The organism is Streptomyces sp. SAS_270 (genome assembly GCF_052543295.1).
Map to the genome: position 1 here is coordinate 1 of NZ_JBMNDS010000121.1, position 23,849 is coordinate 23,849.

At 70.4% G+C, this 23,849-nt stretch carries 17 protein-coding genes and 2 pseudogenes; 6 read left to right on the forward strand and 13 right to left on the reverse strand.

Annotation, left to right across the window (positions count from 1 at the left end):
- Window positions 1–126 precede the first annotated feature (126 nt).
- Entirely contained in the window at window positions 127–855 is a 729-nt protein-coding gene (locus ACN6LB_RS43025; RefSeq protein WP_445030650.1) for a hypothetical protein, read from the forward strand.
- 181 nt (window positions 856–1,036) lie between these two features.
- On the opposite strand, the gene ACN6LB_RS43030 is transcribed toward ACN6LB_RS43025, so the two are convergent.
- Window positions 1,037–1,699 carry a response regulator gene (locus ACN6LB_RS43030; protein WP_445030651.1) on the reverse strand — a complete coding sequence of 221 codons (663 nt, stop codon included), beginning with the start codon at window positions 1,697–1,699 and terminating at the stop codon, window positions 1,037–1,039.
- Complete coding sequence (locus ACN6LB_RS43035) at window positions 1,674–2,846, reverse strand: sensor histidine kinase (RefSeq protein WP_445030652.1); 1,173 nt, start codon at window positions 2,844–2,846, stop codon at window positions 1,674–1,676. Before ACN6LB_RS43035 ends, ACN6LB_RS43030 begins: the two co-directional genes overlap by 26 nt.
- 175 nt (window positions 2,847–3,021) lie before the next feature.
- On the opposite strand from ACN6LB_RS43035, the gene ACN6LB_RS43040 reads away from it, so the two are divergent.
- Complete coding sequence (locus tag ACN6LB_RS43040; protein WP_445030653.1) at window positions 3,022–5,292, forward strand: MMPL family transporter; 2,271 nt, start codon at window positions 3,022–3,024, stop codon at window positions 5,290–5,292.
- 67 nt (window positions 5,293–5,359) lie between these two features.
- Here the strand turns inward: ACN6LB_RS43040 and ACN6LB_RS43045 are convergent.
- A pseudogene (locus tag ACN6LB_RS43045) lies at window positions 5,360–5,611 on the reverse strand (IS5/IS1182 family transposase); the annotation flags it as partial.
- A 414-nt stretch (window positions 5,612–6,025) separates the two neighbouring features.
- On the opposite strand from ACN6LB_RS43045, the gene ACN6LB_RS43050 reads away from it, so the two are divergent.
- The 3 genes from ACN6LB_RS43050 (at window position 6,026) to ACN6LB_RS43060 (ending at window position 12,339) form a co-directional block, all read left to right on the forward strand.
- Window positions 6,026–9,754 carry an nSTAND1 domain-containing NTPase gene (locus tag ACN6LB_RS43050; RefSeq protein ID WP_445030654.1) on the forward strand — a complete coding sequence of 1,243 codons (3,729 nt, stop codon included), beginning with the start codon at window positions 6,026–6,028 and terminating at the stop codon, window positions 9,752–9,754.
- A gap of 130 nt (window positions 9,755–9,884) precedes the next feature.
- Complete coding sequence (locus ACN6LB_RS43055; RefSeq protein WP_445030655.1) at window positions 9,885–10,550, forward strand: hypothetical protein; 666 nt, start codon at window positions 9,885–9,887, stop codon at window positions 10,548–10,550.
- Window positions 10,551–11,367: 817 nt separating this feature from the next.
- Window positions 11,368–12,339 carry a ribosome-inactivating family protein gene (locus ACN6LB_RS43060; RefSeq protein ID WP_445030656.1) on the forward strand — a complete coding sequence of 324 codons (972 nt, stop codon included), beginning with the start codon at window positions 11,368–11,370 and terminating at the stop codon, window positions 12,337–12,339.
- A gap of 30 nt (window positions 12,340–12,369) precedes the next feature.
- Here the strand turns inward: ACN6LB_RS43060 and ACN6LB_RS43065 are convergent.
- The 4 genes and pseudogenes from ACN6LB_RS43065 to ssuE form a co-directional block, all read right to left on the reverse strand.
- Window positions 12,370–12,585 (reverse strand): annotated as a pseudogene (locus tag ACN6LB_RS43065) (DUF3263 domain-containing protein); the annotation flags it as partial.
- A gap of 275 nt (window positions 12,586–12,860) precedes the next feature.
- Complete coding sequence (locus ACN6LB_RS43070) at window positions 12,861–15,209, reverse strand: alpha-L-fucosidase (protein WP_445030657.1); 2,349 nt, start codon at window positions 15,207–15,209, stop codon at window positions 12,861–12,863.
- Window positions 15,210–15,433: 224 nt separating this feature from the next.
- Window positions 15,434–16,591, reverse strand: a complete 1,158-nt coding sequence (locus ACN6LB_RS43075; RefSeq protein WP_445030658.1) for an LLM class flavin-dependent oxidoreductase — start codon at window positions 16,589–16,591, stop codon at window positions 15,434–15,436.
- A gap of 392 nt (window positions 16,592–16,983) precedes the next feature.
- A complete protein-coding gene (gene ssuE, locus ACN6LB_RS43080) occupies window positions 16,984–17,541 on the reverse strand; it encodes an NADPH-dependent FMN reductase (RefSeq protein ID WP_445030659.1) in 558 nt (185 codons plus the stop codon).
- A gap of 78 nt (window positions 17,542–17,619) precedes the next feature.
- Here ssuE and ACN6LB_RS43085 point away from each other — a divergent pair, with 78 nt between their 5' ends.
- Window positions 17,620–17,748 carry a hypothetical protein gene (locus ACN6LB_RS43085; protein ID WP_445030660.1) on the forward strand — a complete coding sequence of 43 codons (129 nt, stop codon included), beginning with the start codon at window positions 17,620–17,622 and terminating at the stop codon, window positions 17,746–17,748.
- Window positions 17,749–17,951: 203 nt separating this feature from the next.
- Here the strand turns inward: ACN6LB_RS43085 and ACN6LB_RS43090 are convergent, their stop codons facing one another.
- The 6 genes from ACN6LB_RS43090 to ACN6LB_RS43115 form a co-directional block, all read right to left on the reverse strand.
- A complete protein-coding gene (locus ACN6LB_RS43090; RefSeq protein WP_445030661.1) occupies window positions 17,952–19,100 on the reverse strand; it encodes an LLM class flavin-dependent oxidoreductase in 1,149 nt (382 codons plus the stop codon).
- Window positions 19,093–20,184 (reverse strand): LLM class flavin-dependent oxidoreductase, encoded by a 1,092-nt coding sequence (locus ACN6LB_RS43095; protein WP_445030662.1) that lies wholly within the window; start codon window positions 20,182–20,184, stop codon window positions 19,093–19,095. The genes ACN6LB_RS43090 and ACN6LB_RS43095 overlap by 8 nt, the downstream gene beginning before the upstream one ends.
- Window positions 20,181–21,551, reverse strand: coding sequence for an NtaA/DmoA family FMN-dependent monooxygenase (locus ACN6LB_RS43100; protein ID WP_445030663.1), 1,371 nt, complete (start codon window positions 21,549–21,551; stop codon window positions 20,181–20,183). Before ACN6LB_RS43100 ends, ACN6LB_RS43095 begins: the two co-directional genes overlap by 4 nt.
- 20 nt (window positions 21,552–21,571) lie before the next feature.
- Window positions 21,572–22,789 (reverse strand): LLM class flavin-dependent oxidoreductase, encoded by a 1,218-nt coding sequence (locus tag ACN6LB_RS43105; protein WP_445030664.1) that lies wholly within the window; start codon window positions 22,787–22,789, stop codon window positions 21,572–21,574.
- Window positions 22,790–22,866: 77 nt separating this feature from the next.
- Window positions 22,867–23,010 (reverse strand): putative leader peptide, encoded by a 144-nt coding sequence (locus ACN6LB_RS43110; protein ID WP_445030665.1) that lies wholly within the window; start codon window positions 23,008–23,010, stop codon window positions 22,867–22,869.
- Window positions 23,011–23,012: 2 nt separating this feature from the next.
- Window positions 23,013–23,774 (reverse strand): GNAT family N-acetyltransferase, encoded by a 762-nt coding sequence (locus ACN6LB_RS43115; RefSeq protein WP_445030666.1) that lies wholly within the window; start codon window positions 23,772–23,774, stop codon window positions 23,013–23,015.
- Window positions 23,775–23,849 lie beyond the last annotated feature (75 nt).

Sequence of the window (23,849 nt, forward strand, 5' to 3'; positions counted from 1 at the left end):
ACCGCCCTCCACGCGAAGTCCACGCCGAGTACGAGAAGTTGCGAATCGCCGCGTGAAATAGACGGTCAGACACCTGTCCGGCAAACGCGAGGCCCCTCACTCTCGCCCGCTGGGATGGTGCTGGGCATGAAGCCGACGATGAACCGCATGGCAACCCCGACAACTCCGATGACGCGGACGACTTTGACCGTCCGTCCGATGTTCGCCGCCGCACCGGCGTGCTTTCTGGCCGGGTGGCTGCTGATGCGGCCGATCGGCGGGCAGGCGGAGCCGGGGGGCTGGTGGACGGCCGCGCACGCGGTCTGGCTGGCGGGGTTCTTGATGTTCGCGGCAATGAGCCTGTACTTCGGCCGGCTGGTCACCGGGGGCAGTGCCGCAACGGCGGGACTGACGGCTGGGCGCAGGGTTGCGCTGCGGGCGAGTGTGGTGGTGGTCCTGCTCAGTTCGCTGGCGAACGTGGTGCAGTTGCTGCTGGATCTGGTGGGCGGGTTCCGCGCTGCGAACCGGGCGGAGTTGCAGGACATGTTCGCAGGGGTGAAGGACATTCCCGGTGCGCAAGCGCTGATCTACGGTATCGGGGCCCAGCTCGTCTTTGTCGGTCTGGTGGGTTTCGCCGTACTGGCCGCGGTCGCGCAACGGGCCGGGGCGTGGACGGCGGCGCTGGTGACTGCAGCCACGGTGGTGTTGGCGGTCGCGATGGGCTTCGGACGCAATCACTGGCTGGTGCCGGTCGGTATGACCCTCCTGCTGGCCGGACTCGCCGTGCTGGGCGGACAGTTGGCAGGACGTTCGGGCGGGCCGCGCGAGTCCCGCCGGGCGCCTGCGGCGTGGTTGTCGAGGACACCGGCCGCCTGATTGCCGACTTGCCCCTACCTGCTCTGCCGCGCCCAAGGGACGGCGGCCGAGCAGGTAGCCCAATGCGAGCGACCCGACGACGACCAGGGCGCGTATCGAGTCGTGATCATCGGGTGGTCCTGCTGCTATCGGGTGACTCACCGTCCTAGTTGACTCAAGGGCCATGGCCCGGCACCTCGGCTCAGGTTCCGGGGAGGATACGGCGCGTTTCGTAGGCCCACATCGCGATCTCGACCCGGTTGCGGGCGCCGAGTTTGGCCATCAGGCTGGCCAGATGCGTCTTCACCGTGCTGAGGCTGATGTGCAGTGAATCGGCGATCTCGGTGTTGGTCAGCCCGCGAGCGACGGCGAGGAGCACCTGCTCCTCACGGGCGGTGACGGGCGAGACCGGCTGGGCCACGGGCCGGCCGGCGGGCAGGTCCGCGAATGCCTGGAGCAGACGGACGGTGACGCTGGGCGCGATGAGCGCCTCACCGTTGGACGCCGACCGTACGGCCTGCGCCAGAAGGTCCGGTCCCGTGTCCTTGAGGAGGAATCCGCGGGCGCCGGCACGCAGTGCGCCGTAGACGTACTCGTCGAGGTCGAACGTGGTGATGACGACCACGGCCAGCGGGTCGGCGACGCCGGGGCCGGCGACCAGCCGGGTGGCCTCGAGCCCGTCGAGCCCGGGCATGCGGATGTCGAACAGGCAGACGTCGGGACGCAGTTCGCGGGCCAGACGTACCGCTTCCTGTCCGTCGGCGGCCTCGCCGACCACCTCGATGCCGGGCTGGGCGTTCAGCATGATCCGCAGCCCGGTACGGATGATGGTCTGGTCGTCAGCGAGTAGGACGCGGATGGACACCGCTCTCCGTCCTCCCTCTCGGCAGCTCGGCTTCGACATGCCAGCCCTGGTCGGCGCCGGGACCCGCTTGTAGCTTGCCGCCGAGCAGGGCAGCGCGCTCGCGCAATCCGGCAAGTCCGTATCCGTCGCGGCCTCGGCCCGTACGTTGGCCATTGTCGCGCACGCTCACCCGTACCTTGTGCCGTTCCGCGGTGACCCGGACGACGACCTCGGTCGCGTTGACCGCATGGCGCATGGCGTTGGTCACCGACTCCTGCACGATGCGGTAGACGGCCGCGTCCACGGCCGGGGGCAGCGATTCCAGTTCGCCGTCCAGCCCCAGGTCGACCCTGAGGCGGCCACCCGGAGTGCGCACCAGGCGCTCCAGATCCGCGACACCGGCAGGAGGCGCCAGCTCGGCGCCGGTCCCGCGGTCGCGCAGCGCGGCGACCATGGCGCGCATTTCCTCCAGCGTGCGCGCACCCTCCTCCTCGACACCCTCCAGCGCCTCGACGGCGGCAGCCGGGTCGGTGCCCGCGAGCACCCGGCCCGCCTGGGCGATGATCACCATGGCCGACACATGATGGGCCACCGTGTCATGCAGTTCCCGGGCGAGCTGCTCGCGCTCGCGGGAACGTACCTTCTCCAACTGCCGCTCGCGAGCAGTCGCCAGGAACCGCACGGCGGCCCCGATCAAGCCGGGCAGGAACAGGAAGACGAAGCCCCCCACCTGTTCGGCGGCCGGGGTGTCGTCCGTAACGGCCGACATGGCGAAGGCCCCGAGGATCACCGCGCCGCCCAGCACGATCTCCCGGCCCGACCCCCACCGGGGCAGCGCATACACCAGTACGAGCACGATCGCGCCGGTGTTCAGGCCGACGGGCTCGCTGGGTGCGGCGACCAGGGAGGCCACCTGGAGCAGGATCACCGAGCCGAACGCCAGCACGACCATCGCCAGCGGGCGGGTCCGGCGCCACAGGGGCAGCACGCACAGCCAGACGGCGAGCACCACGGCCACCGGCCGCCACACCACGTCCTCGCGCAGTGCGGCCTCCAGCACCACACCGCCCAGGCCCGCGCCGAGCAGTGCCCAGTCCCGCCACACCCGGGCGGGCGCGTCGGGCGGCCGTGGTTCGGTCCACAGGGTTCGAAGGTCGTCTCGCAGCACGGTTCTCAGCCTAGGGACCGCGCCGTTCCGCGCATCGGCCGAAAGGACGGGGCGCTACTCCGTCCTGGGGCCGAGGGATCCGCGGCCCGCGAGCCGATGTCCCGCAGCGCCGCGGCGACGAGCCTCGGCATCGGCGGCCGTACAAGGACGGCCGACGAGGTGGTTGGAGGACCCGATGCTCTCGAAAGCCCTCTTGCGCGTGGGCGCAAGCGCCGCCCGCCATCCCTGGCGGGTGATCGCGGCATGGCTGATCGCCGCCACGCTCGCCGTCCTGGCCGCGGTCACCGTCGGCGGGCGGACCGCGGACTCGATGACGGCTCCGGGACTGGACTCCGGGCGGGCCGCGGAACTGATCGAGCGGGCCGGCACCGGCCAGGAGGGGATGACCGCCCAGGTGGTCGTCACCCCCCTCGACGGCGGGGCGACGTTCCTCGACCACGGCAGCGCGCGCACCGCGCTCGCGCGGCTCCAGGACGAGGTGAGGCGGCTGCCTCACGTACTCGGCACGACCGACCCGGCGAGGGCACTCGACACAGTCGGCGACACCGCCGTGCGCGGCGGCCTGGTCTCGGCCGACGGACGGATCGCCATCGTCCGCGTGCAGTACCCCGACCAGAGCCGGCTGTCGGCCAAGGACCTCCACGCCCTCGTCGATCTCGGCGACCAACTGCGCGGCGAGCTGCCGCTGCGCATCGAAATGGGCGGGAACCTCTTCTACGTCTTCTCCGACCCCGACGGCGGCGCGAGCGAGCTGATCGGCCTCCTCGCCGCGGCCGCGATCCTGTTCCTGGCGTTCGGTTCGCTCGTCGCCGCCGCGCTGCCGATCGGCATGGCGGTCTTCGGGCTGACCGTCGGAGTCGCCACGATGACGGTACTCGCGGGGATGACGGACGTCCCGACCTTCGCCCCGGTCCTGGGCAGCATGGTCGGGCTCGGGGTGGGCATCGACTACGCCCTGTTCGTGCTGGCCCGCCACCGGGAGTACCTCGCGTGCGGACTCGATCCCCACGAGGCGGCCGGACGGGCGGTGGCCACGGCGGGGCGCCCCGTGGTCTTCGCCGGCGGCACCGTCGTCGTATCGATCCTCGGACTGGCGGTCGCGAACGTGCCGTTCATGACGGTGGGCGGGATCGCCGTCTCGATCGTCGTCCTGATCATGGTGGTCGCGTCGGTGACACTGCTGCCGGCCTTCCTCGGCGCCGCCGGCATGCGCCTGGCCCGGGCCGGCCGGACCGGCAGGGCTCTGCAGAGGCGGAAGCCGGCCCGACTCGCACAGCGGCGGGACCCGGCGGCAGGCGCCGCCCACGCCGCCGGGTGGCGGCGCTGGATCGGGCACGTCAGCCGGCACCCGGTGCCGTACGCGGTCGGCGCGGCGGGTCTGCTGCTGACCGCGACGCTGCCCGTGCTCGGCCTGCGCGTCGGCCTGCCCGACGACGGCTCACTGCCCCACAGCCGTACCGAGCGCCGGGCCTACGACCTCGTCGCCGAGGGGTTCGGCCCCGGCACCAACGGTCCCCTCGTCATCGCCGCGGACCCCACCGGTGATCCGGGAGTGCTGGACCGACTCGTCGGGGCGGTCGCGGCGGATCCGGGCATCGCATCCGTCGCGCCGACGCACATCGATCGGGCCACCGGCATCGCGACCCTCGTGGTGTTCCCGACCACCAGCCCTCAGGACAAGGCCACGGCCGACACCATCGCCCGGCTGCGCACCGACGTGCTGCCCACGGCGATCGGGCACGGCCCGGCCAGGGCCCACGTCGGCGGCGCCGCAGCGAGCCTGTCCGATGTGGGCCAACGCACCAGCCAACGCCTGCCGGTGTTCGTCGCCGCCGTGCTGGCGATGTCGTTCCTGCTGCTGATGCTGGTCTTCCGCTCGATACTCGTACCGCTCAAGGCGGTGCTGCTGAATCTGCTGAGCATCGGCGCGGCATACGGAATCATGGTCGCGGTCTTCCAGTGGGGCTGGGGAGGCGCACTCATCGGCCTGGAAGCGACGGTTCCGATCGTGTCGTTCATCCCGATGTTCCTCTTCGCCATCCTGTTCGGCCTGTCGATGGACTACGAGGTGTTCCTTCTCTCGCGCGTTCGCGAGGAGTACCTGCGCACGGGCGACAACGGCACGGCGATCGTCGAAGGCGTCTCGGGCACCGCGCGGATCATCACGTCGGCCGCGCTCATCATGGTGACGGTCTTCCTGTCCTTCGCCGTCGCCGACGACCCGTCCACCAAAATGTTCGGGCTCGGCCTGGCCACCGCGATCTTCATCGACGCCACGGTCGTACGCATGGTGCTGGTACCGGCGACCATGACACTCCTCGGCCGGACCAACTGGTGGCTGCCGAAGTGGCTGGACCGGATGCTTCCCCGCGGCCCGGTCGACACCGACGACACCGACGCGGAATCCACGGGTGAAGCCCCGCGTCCACGGCTGGTTGACCGTTGACTCAACTCCTGCCCGCCTGTGGCGTCCGGCACCTCAGCGCGTCACCTATGGGCATATCAAGTCATGATCATCGGGTGGTCCTGGTGAGGTCCTTGATCCAGATCATCGAGGCGCGCAGGTGGAGACCGGCGAGGTAGCTGTCGAGAGTCTTGTCGCATCGGGTGGCGATGCCTCGACATGCTTTGAGCTTGTTGATCAGACGTTCGACGGTGTTCCGCTCCTTGTAGAGACCGGCGTCGTGGCTGACGGGTCGGCCACCTCTGGAGCCCTTCTTCCTCCGGTTGGCGGCCTGGTCCTTCTTCTCCGGGATGACCGCCCAGGCTCGTGTAGCCGTGATGGGCCATCGAGGAGTGCCGCGGCATCTCGGACGATGGGAGCCCTCGACGCCGTCCCGGACTCCCGGACGTGTCGTGGTACCCGGCCTTGCCCGCTTGGCTGCGCCGAAGCGGCGAGAAGGCTCGACAGGAGCGCGGGCAGGACGGTGTCGGCGGCGGCCCGGATGGTACGGGGGCATCCGGTCTTCCAGCCGGGGCGGGGACGCGAGAGTGCTCGTGATGTGTGCTCTAGGGATCTAATAGGGCACCCCATCTCCCTTCGAAATCAAACGCAATCGCAACCGAGACCGATGCGTGTCATACATTTGTCACCAAAAATCAACACGACTGTTCCTATGTGCGTCGTATCGTCATCGCCCTGATGTCGCATTTCGTCAGGTGTATGGAGGTACGAGCGCATGGGGCGTCCCGAAAGACCGGTGGATCCGCAGACCGGTCCCGTGCAGCAGCTCGCGTACGAGTTGCGGGAGCTGCGACGGGCGGCCGGTGGTCCCTCGTACCGGGCCATGGCGAAGACGGCCGGATTCTCCGCGACCACGCTGTCCACGGCCGCCGCCGGCGAACGGCTGCCGTCCCTCGCCGTGGTCCAGGGATACGCCCGCGCCTGCGGCGGCGACCCGCAGGAGTGGGAGCGGAAGTGGAAGGAGGCCGACGCGGGGCTCGACCGAGCCGCGGCCGCCGACATGGACGACGCCTTGGCACCGTATCGGGGGCTCGCCCGGTTCGAGCCGGACCACCACCACCTCTTCTTCGGCCGGGACCGGTTGATCGCCGAGGTGATCGAGCTGGTGGGCCGGCACCGGTTCGCGGTGCTGTTCGGCCCCTCCGGTAGCGGTAAGTCCTCGCTGCTGAGGGCCGGACTGATCCCCCGCCTGCAGGAGGAGATAGCCGCACGAGGCGGCCCGGACCGGCTGCGCATCCTCACCCCCGGGCCCACCCCCGCCACCACCTACGGCCAGCTGCTCGTCCCGGCCGAGGGCGGGCCGGAGAGCTGTGTGGTCGTGGACCAGTTCGAGGAGATCTTCACCGTCTGCCACGACCGTCAGGAGCGCTCCCACTTCATTGACCTGCTTCTCAGCGCCCGCGCCCCGGCGAGCAGGCTGCGCGTCGTAATCGCAGTACGCGCTGACTTCTACGCCCGCTGCGCCGAGCACCGCGGACTCGCGGACGCGCTGCGCGGCGCCGGGCTGCTGCTCGGCCCGATGACGGCGGAGGAACTGCGGGAGGCGGTGACCGGACCGGCCCAGGCGGCCGGCTACATCGTCGAACGGACGCTCACCGCCCGCCTGGTCGAGGAGGCCCTGGGTGAGCCGGGCGGGCTGCCGATGCTCTCCCATGTCCTCCTCGAAACCTGGCGCCGCCGCAAGGGCCAGCTGCTCTCCCTCGCCGGTTACGAGGCCGCGGGCGGGGTGCGCGGCGCCATCGCGGCCACCGCAGAGGAGGTGTACGACCGCTTCACCCCGGCCCAGGCCCGTACCGCCCGCCATCTGCTGCTGCGCATGGTCGAACCGGGCCAGGGCGCCCCCGACACCCGGCGCCCGTTCACGCGTTCGGAACTGGGGGCCTGGACCGACCCGGAGGCCGCAGTGGTCGTCGAGCGGCTGACCCTGGCCCGGTTGCTGATCTCTGACGAGGACGGAGTCCAGCTCGCCCACGAGGCGCTGATCACCTGCTGGCCCCGGCTGTACGCCTGGATCGAGGAGGACCGGGAGCGATTGCGGCACCACCGGATGCTGGCCGACGCGGCCCGTACCTGGCTGGAGCACGACCGCGACCCCGGCACCCTGTACCGGGGCACCCGCCTGGCCCGCGCCGAGGAACTGTTCCCGGATCACGCGGGCGACCCCGCGCTGACCACGACGGAGCGGGACTTCCTCACCGCCGCCCTGGACGCCCTCGAGACCGAGCGACAGACCGCCGCCCGGACCGCTCGCAGGCACCGGTTCCTGACCGTGTCGCTGTCCGCCCTCCTGTCGGTCGCGCTGCTGACGGCACTCGCCGTGTGGCACGAGTACGACGACAACCACCGTCGGCGCACCGAGGACGCCGCCCGCCGCGTGGCAGAGGTCGCCGACGCGCTCCGCACCACCGATCCGCGCACCGCGCTGCTGCTCGGCGCCGCTGCCTGGCGCATCTCCGAGCTGCCCGAGACCCGCCGCGCCCTGCTCGGTTCGCTCGCCCAGCAGGAGACGGACACCTTCACCGACCCCAGGCCCGGTGACGGGCCCCGGCGCATGCTCGCCGACGGCGGCCGCGTGCTGGTCAGCTCCGACGGGGGCGCCTGGAGCACCTGGGACGTGATCACGCACCGTCGCATCGGCTCGGGCCGGGTGCCGCAGGGCGCGGTTACCGCGGCCGGCCCGGACGGGAGGGTGCTCGTGGTCACCGAGGACGCCGGAGTACGGCTGTGGGACGCGGCCTCAGGCCGGTGGACCGGCAGCTCCGCCCCCCTGCCCGAGGCCGCCGACGTCCGCTTCACCGGCGACAGCCGCGAACTCCTGGCCGTCGAGGGGGACCGGGTGCGGCTGCGCTCGGTGGCCGACGGCCGTGTGCTGTTCGAGGCCCGCGCCTCGGACACGACGCTCGCGGGGGTCAGCCCCGACGGACGGCGCGTGGCCGTCTGCACCTCCGGGCACGCGCCGCAGCTGTGGGACACCGCCAGTGCCCGCGTCGTGCCGGGCACCTGGCAGCAGCATCGCCTCTGCAACGAGGACACCTCGCTCGTCGCGCTCGGCGGCAACCGATTGGCCGCCGCCACGGACACCGGGCTGCGTGTCTGGGACACCGCGACCGGCAAGCGGATCGCCGACCTCGACGACAACGGGGTGAAGTACGCGACCTTCAGTCCGGACGGTGACTTCGTGGCGACGGCCGACCAGAGGGAGATCCGGGTGTGGCGGCTCGCGGCCTCAGGTTCACCCGTCTTCCGGCACTCCCTGAACAACCAGTTCCTCTACGGCGGCCTGATCTGGGACCGTGACGGCCGGACGCTGCGCTACCTGGAGGGCGGTACCGTCCATACTCTGGACCTCGGACCGGCCGTCACTTCGGCATGGAGTCCCAGCGCGATAGACGATGTGCGGTTCAGCCCAAACGGACGCACCTACGCCACCGCCGAGCGCACTGGCGACCACTATGTCTTCCGGCTCCTCGCCACCGCGGACGGCCGTGTCCTGCGCACCCTCCCGCCGATGCCCATGCCCGTCTCCACCGATCCCGCCCAGCCGGTGGTGCCCGGCGACACCCTGCCCCTTCAGGCGTTCAGCCCCGACGGCACCCGGTTCGGGTACGGGATCTCGGCGCCCGGCAGGGACGCGGTCCACCAGCCGTTCACCGTCTGGGACATACCGCACGGGCGGGCTACGGCCGCGCTGGACCTGCCCGGCGCGGCGGTGTTCGGGATGGCGCTCGGCCCGGAAGGCCGCACCTTGTACGCGGCGCGCGGCACGTCCGTCGGCGGTGTGGCCGACGAGGTGTGGAACACCGCAGGGCGACGCCGGACGACGGTGGTGAACGGCGTGACCGCCGGCCATCTGGCCATCCGCCCGGACGGCAGGTTGCTGGTCGGCGACGGCCGGGTGCTCCGGCTGCCCTCGGGCCGGGTCGCCGGGCACGACCTGGTGCAGGGCGACGAGATCGGCGCCCTCGCCTTCACCACCGACGGTTCCCTGCTGGCCGCCGGCGACCAGACGGGCCGGGTCACCCTGTGGGACGGGGACCTCCGGCACCGCGTCGGCATCCTGCACAACGTCTTCCCAGCCGCGGTCGGCACCGATCCGGAGGGCGTCGGCGCCCTCGCGTTCAGCCCCGACGGCCGCACCCTGGCGGTGGCCGGCAACGCGGGCACCCTGCAGCTGTGGGACGTCTCCACCCAGCAGCCCTTGGGCGGTTCGTTGACCACCCCGGGCGAGGAGATCGACTCGCTCGCCTTCAGCCCCGACGGCACGACCCTGTATGCGAGCAGCGGGCATGTCCCGCTCCAGCGCTACCTCGTCGACCCCGGGCGGGCCGTGGCGCAGGTGTGCGCACGGACGGGCGGCGTGGAGCTGACGCCGGCTCAGTGGCGGACGTACGTGCCGGACGCCCCGTACCGACGTGTCTGTGACGGCACGGTTGCGGTCCGGTGAACGAATGTGCTCTCGCAGGTCAAGTAGTTGATTGGTGCCGGGGACCCGGCTGTCCGAACAACCGCCCGACGGCAACGCTCGGGTCCGACGCCAGGCGCACAGTGCCGGGCGCACGACCAGGAGAACGTTCATGAAGGTGTTCAAGCGATCCCTGCGCCGCACTGCCCTGCTGGCGCCGGCCCTCGCCCTGCTGACGATCCCCTTCTCCGCGGGATCGGCCAGCGCGTACAGCCCCGGCTGGGACCCCAGCACCCACCCGGACCCGATCGGCGCCTGCAACGGCCACGGCCCCGGCATCAACCTGTGCCAGTACCACCAGGTGAACGCGTGGACCGCGCTGGGCAAGCGGCACCAGGCCAGCAACGTGTCCAACAACTGCGCGGGCACCGACAACCAGACCTACGCGGTCACCTACAGCTACCAGACGAACACCTCGTACTCCTACGCCAACCAGCAGAGCCTGGAGGTCAGCGTCGGCTTCAAGGACGAACTGGAGGCGGGGGTGACGGCCAGCACCTCGTCGACGGAGACCTGGACCCTGGGCGACCAGCGCACCTCGACCTCGACCATCACCAACACCATTCGTCCCGGGTACGCGGGCGCCTACTGGTTCGCCCCGTACGTCCGGCACTCCCAGGGCTGGGTGGAGGTGCACTACGACAAGAAGCAGTTCGGCCACTGGGACTGGTTCTACCCGTACCGGGGCTCCAACCAGGTCCACATCGACACACCCGTCGCATGGCCGAACGGTTCACTGAAGGGGCAGCTCTACTGGGCCGCCTGGAAGTGCAAGTGATGCCGGCAGATTCCCACGGTCCTGCTGACTGCTGACTGCTGACGTGAAGGTCCGAGCCCCGGGGCGAGTGCCCCGGGGCTTCGGCGTACCCGGGCTACCCCCGGCAAGGTCGAAAGCCGCACGCCGTGCGTCTACGGACCAGCATCGACTTGGAAGCTCCGCGCCGGAGCGATGGCGAGGTCGGGGACGACACTGATGGTCTTCGATGCATGGCGAACGACATCGACGGAGCGCTTGGTGGGCAAAGGCAGGCGGGCCAAGTCCTCCTCCGTGAGCGGCACCATGCGGCCATCGGCCACCTCCAATCCGCTGCCTACTTGGGCGTACGGGATTTCCCTACGCATCCCGGTCGGGACCCATCCCGCTCCAGCCTCTGGTCACAGGGACGGTCCCGGCCGACCGCGACGGACGTGCGCAGCTGCTTCGCCATGGCCGCGCTCTGCTCGGGGGTCGGGGCCAGCGTCCGCTCCGGGTGGAAGACCGCCTCCACGGCGAGGGCGACCCTGTGGCGAGCGCACGCTCGGGGCGGGCGAGGAGGGCGGCGAGTCCGTCGCGGCCGGGTCGAGTCGTGGGGGTCGGCAGAGCGTCGGCAGGGTCGGTCAGATCCTTTGGACGGGCCATACGGGGACCCCGTCCAGCGAGGGGCGGTCCCGTGAGCGATGAGACGCAGGTCACCCGGAACGGGTTGATTGGCCCCCAAACCGACCTGCCGAACAACTCCGCCGCCTGTGAATGTGGTGCTCGCCGTCGGTGCCGCCGCTTCGGTTCGGCACCCGCGTTGTGTCTCACACCCCATCCGTGAAGGACAGACCCCACCATGAGCACTCACATTCTCCGTTGGCTCGGTGTCTCGCTGGCGGTCCCGACCGCTCTAGCCGGCGCGGTCTACCTGACCACCCCGGACACCGCCTCCGTCACCCACAGCCTCCCCCACGTCCAGTTGGCCGCCGCGAACGGTCTCAGTGACAACATCACGGCCAACTTCAACAGTGGGAACCGCTTCACCTGGTACAACACCTACAACTCGGTGATCAGCCAGATCCGTGCGCGTGTCACCAACGGAACCCTGCGCGACGGCATCCTGCGCGAGCGTCCCTCCACCGCGCACGACTACTTCGCCGTCCACTTCCAGGCCGGCGTCGGCACCCCGCAAGTCAGCCTCGTGTTCGACGCCGCCAACCTCTACGTCATGGGCTACTACAACCACGCGACCAACACCTACGTCCGCATGGGCAACGGTCCAGACGCCGCGAACCCCACCCCGCAGAACCCCGTGAACGCGCGTACCGTCAGGAACAACTTCCTGAGTCAGGGCGACTACGGCTACCTGGAACGCACCGGCCACTTCGACCGCGCCGAACAGACTCTCGGGATGGGTTCCTTCTTCTCGGCGATGAGCGCGCTGCGCGACGGCAGGACTCTCGGGTCCGTCCCCGCGACCCAGACGGCCCAGCAGGCGCAGGCCATCACCACGATGATCCAGATGTTCGCCGAGGGCGCCCGGTTCGACTTCATCTCCTCGAACATCGGCAGCCATACCCGGGACGAGAGGACCTTCACCGCCGGTACGTTCGTCCAGGTGCGCGGAGACGGGGGCAACGCGAACGAGCTCGCCCCCACGGACCCCGTGAGGGCCGTCGACTGGGAGAACGTCTGGTCACAGCTGTCCCGCTACGTCAGGGCCCGCCTCAACGACCGCGGTGCCTTCCACTTCGCGGTCGGCGGCGCCCTCATCCTGACAACCATGCAGGCAGCGGCCAACCAGCTCGCCGTCGACTACTCCGGCTGACGGCAGGTTCGCGCCGGCGGCTCCCTGCCACCGTCCTGTCCGCCGTGCCTCCCGCACCCGGCGCAGTCGGTTCACGGTCACCGGGTCGTGCTCCAGGGCCATCGGGTCGTCCAGCAGGACGTTCAGAAGCTGGCAGTAGGGGACGGGGGCCAGGCCCAGTTCCTCGCGTATCGCTCGTTCCTTCGCGCCGGGGCTCGGAAAGCCCCGGCGTTCGAGGGCGAGGATCGTCTGCTCGCATACGCCCAGTTCTTGCCGGCTTCAACCGGGAAGAGCCGCGTCAGTCGGCGCTGGCTTACATGCAAGGGCTGATTGCGCCGTTGCAGCGCAGAACGACCGGGCGCACGGAGAACTGCCAGATCGGTGTGTTCCTCGCCTACGCCACCGGCCGCGGACGCACACCACAAACGACGCGGACACAGTCCCCGAAAATTGCCCAGCACTCAGAACAAGCACCGTTGCAGTACTAGGGCCGTTGAACCAAGCGCGAATCGGGTTAACGTGGCCTGCGGCCAGCCCGAACCTCAGCCGTGCCACTCCACCTTGAACACCCACACGTACCGTCCCGCCCTGCGGGCCGCCTGCGGTACGTCGATGACGAGCGAACCGTTGCTGACGGTCCAGGTCAGCGGGCGGTCGTAGCCGAGCATGGTCACCTTGTCACCTGCGCGGATCGGCACCGGGGCCTCGACGGTGAGTTTCGCGCCCGGCTCAGCCAGCGAGTGGATGTAGAAGGCCTCGTTGTGGCGGACCGTGAACCGCAGGTCGTCGCCCAGTTGCGCCATGCGCGACCAGTACGTCGTGTCATAGATCGCCTCGCCGTTGGTCCGCAGCCAGCCACCCGTCTCGCGCAGCCGCTTCTGCATGATCTCCGGGATGGTGCCATCAGCGCGCGGCCCGATGTCGAGGAGGAAGTTGCCGTTCTTGGAGACGATGTCGACGAGGCTGTGCACGACCTCCTCCGCCGTCATGTAGGAGCCGTCGGGCGTGGCCTGGTTGTAGCCGTAGCTGAAGGGGTCGAGGCCGCGGCTGGACTCCCACTTCGCGACGACCGTGTTCTCGTACGTCGTGTACTCGGGGGTCGTGAAGTCGTGGAAGCCGATACCCGCACGGTTGTTGATGGTCACGTCGATGGGCCGGCGGCGGTTCTTGGCGTGGTTGAAGTACTCCGCGAGGACATGAACGCTGTCGTTGGCGCCGCCGATGTCGCACCAGATGAGCTCCGGGTCGTAGCCGTGGATCAGCTCCAGCATCTGCGGGGCCTGGTAGTCCTTCACGAAGTCCTTGCCCGGGGTGTATCCGGTGTACTGCACCGGATCCAGGGTGTAGGGGTTGCGAGGGGCGTGGCCCATCCACGGGCTGTCGGGGTTGAACCACTCGGGCATGGAGAAGTACAGGCCGCGGTGGAGTTCGGGCGTGTAGCGCCTGGACGCGTCGAACAGTTCCTTGACCAGGTCCCGCCTCGGCCCCATCTTCACGGAGTTGCGGTCGGAGACCTTGGTGTCCCACAGGGCGAAGCCCTCATGGTGTTTCGACGTCAGCACGTGGTACTGGGCGCCCGCCTCCCGGAACAGTTCCACCCATGCCCGCGGGTCGAACCGCTCCGCTGTGAACAGGGGGATGAAGTCGTCGTAGGCGAAGTCCTCACCGTACTTGTCCCGGTGGTAGGCGTGGACGGCGTTGGCTGGGTCCTGCATGTGGTTCCAGTACCACTCGGCGTACTGCTTGCCGACGGGCGACCAGGCGGGGACGGAGTAGACGCCCCAGTGGATGAAGATGCCGAACTTGGCGCCCTGGAACCAGTACGGCGCCTGGTGGCCGGAGAGCGAGGCTTCGCCGGGCTGGTAGTCGGCGACGCCGAGGGTCAACTTGCCATCTCTGGAGGCTACTTGTCCGCCCCGTCCGCCGACGGTTACCGTCCCCTCCCGCGTGGTGCCGGGTGCGGTGCCCGTGCGGTTGCGGATGCCGACGTGGACACGGGCCTGTTCGCCGGGGTCGAGTCGGCGGATGCGGGCGGGCTCGACGGTGCGGGCGCCGGGCACGTCCACGCCGACGGACACGCCGTCGGCCGCCAGGATGGCGACGGTGCCCGCGTTGACGACGGTGGCCTCGATGCTCTGCGCGCCCGTGGACTCCAGCAGCGCGTTCGTGGAGTGCGCGTCCCGCAGTGCCAACGCCCGTCCCTGGGCGACCGGCTGCAGGGAGAGCGCGAAGACGTGCAGGGACGTCTTGCCCTCTTCGGCCGGATTGGTCGTCGGCAGTGTGAGGGCGACGGCCTCCCGCCGCGGGTCGATCCACAGCTCCGAGGTGCCGATCCCGACGCTGTGCTCATCCTTGGTGCCGTCCGGCGCGTAGCGGTAGGACGCCGCCAGTGAGCCGCCCCCCGCATACCAGTCGGACCCGCCGAGACCGGCGGTCGTGGCCGTGCCGTCCGCGTAGTGCACGGTGGCCGTGCCGGAGGCGTTGCCGTAGCTGCCCGCCGTGAGGAACACAGCTGACAGATAACGGCCCTTGGGCAGGTCGACGCGCTGACCGAGCGCGACCACGTTGTTCTTGGCGCCCGCGGCGGACGACGGGAAGAGGAACGGGACGCCGTCGACCTCGACTCGGCCGGCGGGGAGTTCCTCACCCGGGAACGTGTACCCCGAGCCGTCGAAGTCGCCGCCGCGGCCGGTGGCGGTGTCGATGGCGTCGTTGTCGAAGAGCGCGTCGAGCGGGACGGGTACCGGGGCGGGAACGGGAACCCACTGCCCCGCCGGCCCGGCGGCCGGCTCCTCGGCCCACGCCTGGGTGCCGAAGGCGGTGGGTAATGCGGCCGCGGCTGTCACACCCGCGGCAGCCCCCAGAACCTGACGTCTTGGGTATGCGCTCATGAGCAACTCCCATTCATCGGAGGTCTCATGCTCCAGCAGGCCGCCATTCGCTGTCAATGTGGCGGCAAGGCAAAATAGTTGACTCAGTGATCGGACGACTCGGACACTCCGCGACCGGCAACAAGTGGGCCACTGCGACGCCACAGCCACGTCAACCCGTAACAGCGTGCAGCTCGGCGTCGTCAGGAATCACATGGGCGCCCCCGGACTCCCCCGCAATCACGTCATCGCGGGCCCCCGGCGCCCGCGAAGGGCACCTGGGCTGAGGGGACGGCCTGCTGTCCGAACGGATGCTGCCACAGGCCCTGCGCCTGGAGTTTCGGCAGGACGCCCTCGCCGAACCAGTACGCCTCCTCCAGATGCGGATAGCCGGAGAACACGAACTCCTCGATGCCGAGAGCGTGGTACTCCTTGATCCGCTCGGCGACCTCGTCATGGCTGCCGACCAGGGCGGTGCCCGCACCACCGCGCACCAGGCCGATGCCTGCCCACAGGTTGGGGTGGATCTCCAGGTCATCACGGCGACCGCCGTGCAACGCGAGCATCCGCTGCTGCCCCTCGGATTCGCTGCGGGCCAGCCCGGCCTGGACTGCCTTGACCGCCTCCGGGTCGAAGCCGTCGAGGAGCCGGTTCGCCTCGGCCCAGGCCTGCTCGGAAGTGTCGCGGGTGATGACATGCAGGCGGATGCCGAAGCGGACGTTACGGCCCTGCTTGTCGGCCAACGCCCGGATCCAGGCGATCTTCTTCGCGACGGCGGCGGGCGGCTCGCCCCAGGTGAGGTAGACCTCGGCATGCTTGGCGGCGACTTCTCCCGCGATCGGCGAGGAGCCTCCGAAGTACACCTCGGGTACCGGGTCCGGCACCCGGGCGAGCTTCGCGTCCTCGACCTGGAGGTGCTCGCCGCGCAGGTCGACGGTCCTGCCCTCCCACAACCCTCGTACGATTTCCAGGAATTCACCGGTACGGCGGTAGCGGGCGTCCTTGTCGAGGAAGTCGCCGTAGGCGCGCTGCTCGTGGCTTTCGCCTCCGGTGACGACGTTCAGCAGGAGCCGTCCGCCGGTCTGCCGCTGGAAGGTGGAGGCCATCTGCGCGGCGAGCGTCGGCGAGACGAATCCGGGCCGGAAGGCGACGAGGAACTTCAGGCGTTCGGTGTTCTGGCTGACCATGGCGGTGGTCAGCCACGCGTCCTCGCACCATGCTCCCGTCGGCGTGAGCGCGCCGACGAAGCCCAGGTCCTCGGCGGCGCGGGCGATCTGGCTCAGATAGGCGACCGTCGGCGGCCGGTCGCGCCCGGACTCGGTGGCGGGGGTGCCGTGGCCGCCGCCGACGACGTAGCGGCTGTCGCCGTTGGTGGGCAGGAACCAGTGGAAGGTGAGGGACACGCGGGGCTCCGATCAGAAGGTGTTCGTCGGCGCTCCTCAAGGGAGGCCATGGCGGGGCGGCCTGGTGCCGTTCAGGAGGTAGCGGCCGATGTGCTGGGCCCTTCAGCAGGCGGCCTTCGCTGCCGTCACCTTGGCCGTGGCCACCACGATCGAGGCTTTGGCGGCCGAGTCGTCGGTCACTGTTGTTCGCGCGTACCCTGCCTGCGCAGGACGCTGACGTACACGAAGTGGCTCTGCGGGATCTGGTCGACGCCGGCGTCGGCGACGGCCGGCACCCGGAAGATCTAGCCTGCGCCGAGCATCCCGCTCGGCGGCGCCCTTGCGGAAGTCGGCGGCCGGCTCGGAGGCGACGGTATCGCCCTCGGCGTCATTCGCGATGACGTGCGCGACGCTCATCCAGCGGCCGCCAGCAGCGTCGTACGGCCGCCCAGCGCTGCCGAGAACTGGTCCGTGACCTGTGCCAGAGCCTCGGCCGAGTCCGGCGCGACGGTCAGCGTGCCGTCCTCGCCCACCGTGATGTCCTTGTCCAGCGTGAACCAACCCGGCGTGATGTGCGCAGGGCCCATGGAGGCAAGGACCGGACGCAGGGCGTAGTCGATGGCCAGCACGTGGGCGATGCTGCCCCCGGTGGCCAGAGGGAGAACGGTCTTGCCCGCCAGGGCGTACTGCGGCAGCAGGTCGAGCAGCGACTTCAGCAGACCCGAGTAGGCAGCCTTGTAGACGGGGGTAGCGATCACCAGCCCGTCCGCCTGCTCGAACAGGGCGGTGGTGCGGACGATCGCCGGGTGAGCGAAGTCGGCCCCGAACAGCGCCTCGGCGGGGAGCGTACGAACGTCCAGTGGGATCACCTCGTGACCCTGCGAGATGAGCCGCTCGTCCAGGTGGCGCAGCAGCCGAGCGGTACGTGAGGTGGCGGAGGGGCTTCCGGAGACGGACAGGACGGTGGCCATGGGAGGACCTTTCGGTTCGTCGTTTCGTGTGCGGGCGGCGGTCAGGCGTGGGCAGTGACGGCCTGGACCGGGCTTCCTGTGCCTCCAGTTCGCGCACCGATCGAGCAGGCGATCGTCCGTTCCGTGCTGGCCCGGCACCCGGTCGGTCCCGTGGGCTACGCCGCCGGATACGCCCTGGCCGAGGAACCTCTGCAGCTGCCGGTCTGACAACAGGTCGTCGGCCGGGAGTACGAGCCGTGGGGCCGAGAGCGCGTCGTCGACACCGCGGGCCAGAGCCCGCGACAGTCGCCGGTTCTGCTCCTGCGTGGCCTCCCACCGGGCTGACCCCCACCGCGCGGCGTGCGTGGCAGCTCGGCCAAGTCGGCGCGTGCGTCGGCGATTCAAGCGCCTCACCGTCGGGACGCCGGGCATCAGCCCGGCTGGAGGGAGTGACCCCGTCGGCGCCATTCCTCCGCGAGCAGTTCGTACGAGCGGACCCGATCCGTGTGGTCGTGGGTGATCGTCGTGATGAGCAACTCGTCCGCGCCGGTGGCCTCCCGCAGTTGTTCCAACTGGTCGGCCACCCGGCCCGGCGAGCCGACGAACTGGGTGTCGAGGCGGTCCTGGACGAGGGCACGGTCCTCGTCGGTCCACGTGTGGGCACGCGCTTCCTGGGGCGTCGGGAACTCGATGGCTCCCTCGGCGGTGCGGATGCTGCGCACCCACAGGTCGTAGCCGGTGGCGAGTTCGCGGGCCGTTGCGTCGTCCTCTGCGACGACGACGTCCGCCGAGACGCTGACGTACGGCTTCTCGAGGAACTCGGAGGGCTGGAAGAAGGACCGGTAGCCCTCCACCGCCTCCAGGACCGTGGCCGGGCTGACGTGGTAGTTCGCCGCGAACCGCAGACCGTTGCGGCCTGCGACGGTGGCGCTTTGACCACCGCTGCTGCCCAGGATCCACACCTCCACGTCAGCGCCCTCCCCCGGTACGACGTGCGCCTCGACACCTTCCGGGGAGCGGTAGGTGCCCGCCAGCAGGGCGAGGATGTCGTCGATCTGGTCGGCGTAGTCCTGCGACTCGGCCCCCGGCAGCACGAGGAGTCTGCGCTGCAGTGCGATGCGGGGTGAGCCGAGCAGATGCTCGAAGGAGAAGCGCGGTGGGATGAGCAGGCCGTTCGGGGTACGACCGTCGACGACCGGGGTCGCCGTCGGCAACGGTGCGGCCGGCTGTCCCGGCGGGCGACCGCCCGAGCGGCCCAGGCCCAGATCGAAGCGGCCCGGGTGCAGCGCGTCGAGCAGGCCGAACTCCTCGACCGTGGACAGCGCTGTGCGGTGCCCGAGTTGCACGGCCCCCGCGCCGAGCCGGATGGTGGAGGTGGCGGTTGCGGTCAGTGCCAGGACGACGGCGGGTGACGTGCCGGCCACGCCGGGATTGAGGTGGTGCTCGGCGAACCAGTAGCGGGCATATCCGAAACGCTCGGCCTGCTGTGCGAGGTCGATGGAGTTGCGCAGGGCATCGGCTGCCGTCGAGCCGGACGCAATCGGGACCAGGTCGAGGATGCCGAGGGAGACGTCAGACACGGGCGGACTCCTGAGTGGCCGGTGATGCCTGAAGCACGGGGCCCCAGGCGAATGGCGGATCCGGGATCCCGCGGCGCAGCACGGGGGCGACCTCGGACTGGAACAGCTCGAGCGAGGCACGGTGCTGGGACTCCGTCAGCCCGCTCGCGTCCGCATGCAGGTGGAGCACGGTGTGCCCGAACTGTTCGTGGTAGCGGTGCACCTTGTCGATGATCTGTTGCGGGCTGCCGATCAGAGCGGAGCTGCGTTCGACGAAGTCCTCCAGGGTGTCGAAGACCACGGGGAGGCCCGCCTGCTCGAAGAAGGCTCGATTGGCCTCGAAGATCGGCCGATAGGCGGCAAGGGCCTGCTGGGAGGTCCGGGCGACGTAGATGCCGGCCGTGCCGGCGCCGACTGCGATCCGTGCCGGGTCGTGGTCGTAGTACTCCCAGCGCTCCCGGTAGTAGCGGATCAACTCGGCGTACGGTTCGATCGGGTTGGTGACATTCGCCGAGAACAGCGGGTCGCCGTAGCGGGCGGCCAGGTCGACCGACTCCTTGCTGGTGGCGCTGCCGTGCCAGACCCGGATCGGCCGCTGGTACGGCCGTGGCCACACCTCGGCGTCGGTCAGCGGGGGACGGAAGCGGGTGTCGGCGGTGACCTTGTCCTGGCGCCAGATCTTCCGGAAGACCTCGTAGCTCTCGGCGTTGCGGTCCCACTGGTCCTCTGGCGTGACGTCGAACAGGTCGCGTTGGGCGGCGCCGTTGCCCTTGCCGATGATCAGGTCGAGGCGCCCGCCCGAGAGGTGGTCGAGGGTGGCGTAGTCCTCGTATGCCCGCACCGGGTCCAGCAGGCTGAGCGTCGTGACGGCGGTGAACAGGCGGATGCGCTTCGTCAGTGCGGCCACATGGCTGAGTACGACGGTCGGGGACGAGGAGATGAACGGGCGCTCGTGCCGCTCCCCCACGCCGAAGCCGTCGAAGCCCAACTCCTCGGCCAGCAGGGCACTGTCGAGGACCTCGCGGAAGCGGTCGTGGGTGGACTTCTGCACCCCGGTGATGGGGTCCCGGCGGTGCACGATGAGCGTGATGGCGAGGAACTTCACGATGCCACCCGCTGATCGCCCCGCAGGTCGTCCGCGAGGCCCAGGTGGTGGCGGAGGGTCGGGCCCTCGTAGTCGGTGCGGAAGACGCCCTGTTCCTGGAGCAGTGGGACGACCTTGTCGGCGAAGACGTCGAGGCCGGTGGGGGTGATGTGCGGGGCGAGAATGAAGCCGTCGCTTGCGTCGGCCTGGACGTAGTCGTTGATGGTCCGCGCGACCGTCTCCGGGGAGCCGACGAAGCTCTGGCGGTTGCCGGTCTCGATGACCAGGTCGCGGATGGACCAGTTGTTCGCTTCGGCCAGCTCGCGCCACTCGCGGGCGGTGGCCAGCGGGTCGCGGTACATCCGGACCTGGGCGCGGCCGCGCGAGATGTGCTCCTCGCTCACCACGGGGTCGATGTCGGGCAGCGGCCCTTCCGGGTCGTAGGACGACAGGTCCCGGTTCCAGACGAACTCCAGGTGCTTGATGGCGGTGGCGCCGCTGACCTGCTGGCGGCGGACGTCCCTGGCCAGTTCCTCGGCCTCCGCGTCCGTGTCGGCGAGCGCGAAGGAAGCGGCAGGCAGGATCAGCAACTGGTCATGGCGGCGGCCGTACTTGACGAGGCGGTTCTTGACGTCCGTGTAGAAGGCCTGTCCGCCCTCCAGGGTGGCGTACCGGCTGAAGATGGCGTCGGCGGAGGAGGCGGCGAACTCGCGTCCCTCGTCGGAGTCGCCGGCCTGGAAGATGACGGGGCGGCCCTGCGGGGAGCGCGGGACGTTGAACTGGCCGTGGATGTCGAAGTGTCGGCCCGTGTGGACGAAGGAGCCGGCCTTCGCGTCCCGCAGGAAGACGCCCGTGGCCTGGTCGGCGACGATCTCGTCGCCGTGCCAGGAGTCGAAGAGTTCGCCTGCCGTGGCCAGGAACTCCTTGGCGCGGGAGTAGCGCTCGTCCTGTGGGAGGAAGCCGCCGCGGCGGAAGTTCTCGCCGGTGAAGGCGTCCCAGGAGGTGACGACGTTCCAGGCGGCGCGGCCGTCGGAGAGGTGGTCGAGGCTCGCGAACTGGCGGGCCACCTCGTAGGGCTCGTTGAAAGTGGAGTTGATGGTGCCGGTCAGGCCGAGGTGGTCGGTGACGGCGGCGAGCGCGGCGAGGATCGTGAAGGTGTCGGGGCGTCCGACGACGTCCAGGTCGTAGATCTTGCCGCCCTGTTCGCGCAGGCGCAGGCCCTCGGCGAGGAACAGGAAGTCGAACTTGGCGCGTTCGGCGGTCCGGGCGAAGTGCGCGAAGGAGCTGAACTCGATGTGGCTGCCGGCCTCGGGGTCGCTCCACACCGTGGTGTTGTTGACGCCCGGGAAATGGGCGGCCAGATGGATCTGCTTCAGCGGCTTGCTCATGGTCGTACGGTCCTTCCGGCTCAGGCGGTGGCAGCTGCGGCGTAGCGATTGGCGGGACGGGCCAGCCCCAGCAGGCCGCGCAGGGTGTCGGCCTCGTAGGCAGTGCGGAAGAGGCCCCGGCGCTGGAGTTCGGGGACCAAGCTCCGGGTGATTGCGGGCAGGTCGTGCCCGGCGACGGCGGGCCGCAGCCGGAAGCCGCTCAGCCCCTCCTCCGCCAACTCCTGGAGTAGATCTGCGAGTTGGGTGGGCGTTCCGGCGAAGATGCGGGCGTCGCCGGTGTACGGCTCCCCCGCCAGGGCGTCGAGACGTGCGCGGCGGTCCTCCGCGACGGTCTGCTCGTCGTCCAGGAAGACCACCAGGTCACCGAAGACGTGCAGGAGTGAACCGGCGCGTCCGGCCGCCTCCTGCTCGGCGCGGATCTCGGCGACGATCGCCCGGGCGTGCGCGGCGTCCTGCGGGGTGACGTAGCCGACGTCGGCCTGGCGGGCCACCAGCCGGTACGGCACGGTCTGGTGGGCGAGGGCGGTGACCAGCGGCTGGCCCTGCGGCGGGCGCGGGGTGATGGAGGGGCCCTTGACGCTGAAGTGCCTGCCCTCGAAGTCGATGTAGTGCAGCTTGTCGCGGTCGATGAAGCGGCCGGTGGCGACGTCCCGGATCTCCGCGCCGTCCTCCCAGCTGTCCCAGAGCCGACGCACGACCTCTACGTAGTCGGCGGCCTCGTCGAAGTGGTCGGTGAGCCGCTCCTGACCGGCTGGGGTCTGCAACTCCGCCAGGTTCAGCGGCGGGAAGGTGCGGCGGCCGAAGTGGTCGGCCTCGTGCGGGCGGGCGCTGATCTGTACGCGCAGGCCCGCGCGGCCGGTGCTGACGTAGTCGAGGGTGGCGATCGCCTTGGAGAGGTGGAACGGCTCCGTGTGGGTGGCGATCACGGTCGGGACCAGGCCGATGTGCCGGGTGAGGGGGGCGATGCGGGAGGCGGTCAGGACGGCGTCGAGACGGCCGCGGACCTGGTCGGTGCGGCCGTCGAGCTCGCCGTAGTGCGAGGACTGCAGGCCGAGTCCGTCCTCAAGAGTGACGAAGTCGATCAGGCCGCGTTCGGCCTCGGCGACCAGGTCGGCCCAGTAGCCGGCGGTGAACAGGTCCCGGGGGCGGGCGACTTGCTCGCGCCAGGAGGCGGGGTGCCAGCCGGCGCCGTCGAGGGCAACGGCAAGGTGCAGGTGGGAAGCGGGAGTTGGGGACACGAAGGTGCCTTCCTGGAGGTCCGTACGAGATCGCCGGCCCGCGGGAGTGGGGGCGCACGGCGGCTGGGGAAACGGGGTCAGGAGCTACAGAGGGAGCCGGCCACGCGCTGGAGGTCGATGTGGGGCCGGGAGTGGAGGCGGACGGCACGCAGTACACGGGGCACGCGTCGCACCTCCGTCCGAGTGGTCCAAGCACTCACCTTCGACAAGGACAACGGCACGGCTATGCCGTTTCTTCCAGAACGGCGGCCCCGGTGTGCCGGACGAGCGAGAAGACGGTACGGCGGCGCAGGGTGAACCCGATCGACTCGTACAGCCGGATCGCGTTCGCGTTGGTGGCCGCGGCGTGCAGGAAGGGGCGTTCGCCGCGCTCCTTGATGCCGGCGGCGACCGCGCGGACCAGGCGGGTGGCCAGGCCTCGGCCGCGGTGGGCGGGGTCGGTGCACACGGCGCTGATCTCCGTCCAGCCGGGCGGGTGCAGCCGCTCCCCTGCCAGGGCGATCAGCCGGCCCTGGTGGCGGATGCCGAGGTAGGTGCCCAGTTCGACGGTACGGGGCAGATAGGGGCCCGGCTCGGTGCGGGCGACCAGGTCCAGGATCTCGGGCACGTCGTCGGGGCCGAGCCGTACGGCCCCGGGGTCGGGCTCCGCGCGCAGGGCGGTGTCCACGAGTTGGACGCCGTGTCCGGTGCGCACGACCTCCCAGCCGACCTGCGCCTCGCTCACGCCTCGCACCGCGGCGGTGCCGCCGGGGCCGACGAGTGCGGCGAGGTCGGCCCAGGCGCGCGGGTCGTCCTTGTCGGAGACGGCGTGGAAGGGGGCCACGTCCTGCTGGTATCGGACGGCGTGGGCGATGGGGGTCCCCCCGCTCGAGCGAATTCGAGAGTGGGGGAGTTCGGCGAAGGAGGCGTGCGGGCCGGTGAGCGCGGCCCAGGCGGGGTTGTCCAGGATGTGCGAGGAGCTGGCGTCGAGGGCGATGACGGACATGGCGTGGCGGTCTCCGGTGTGCGGCTCGGGTTGGCGTGCCGGGGACTCGACCGCGGGGCGGCGGCCGAGTCCCCG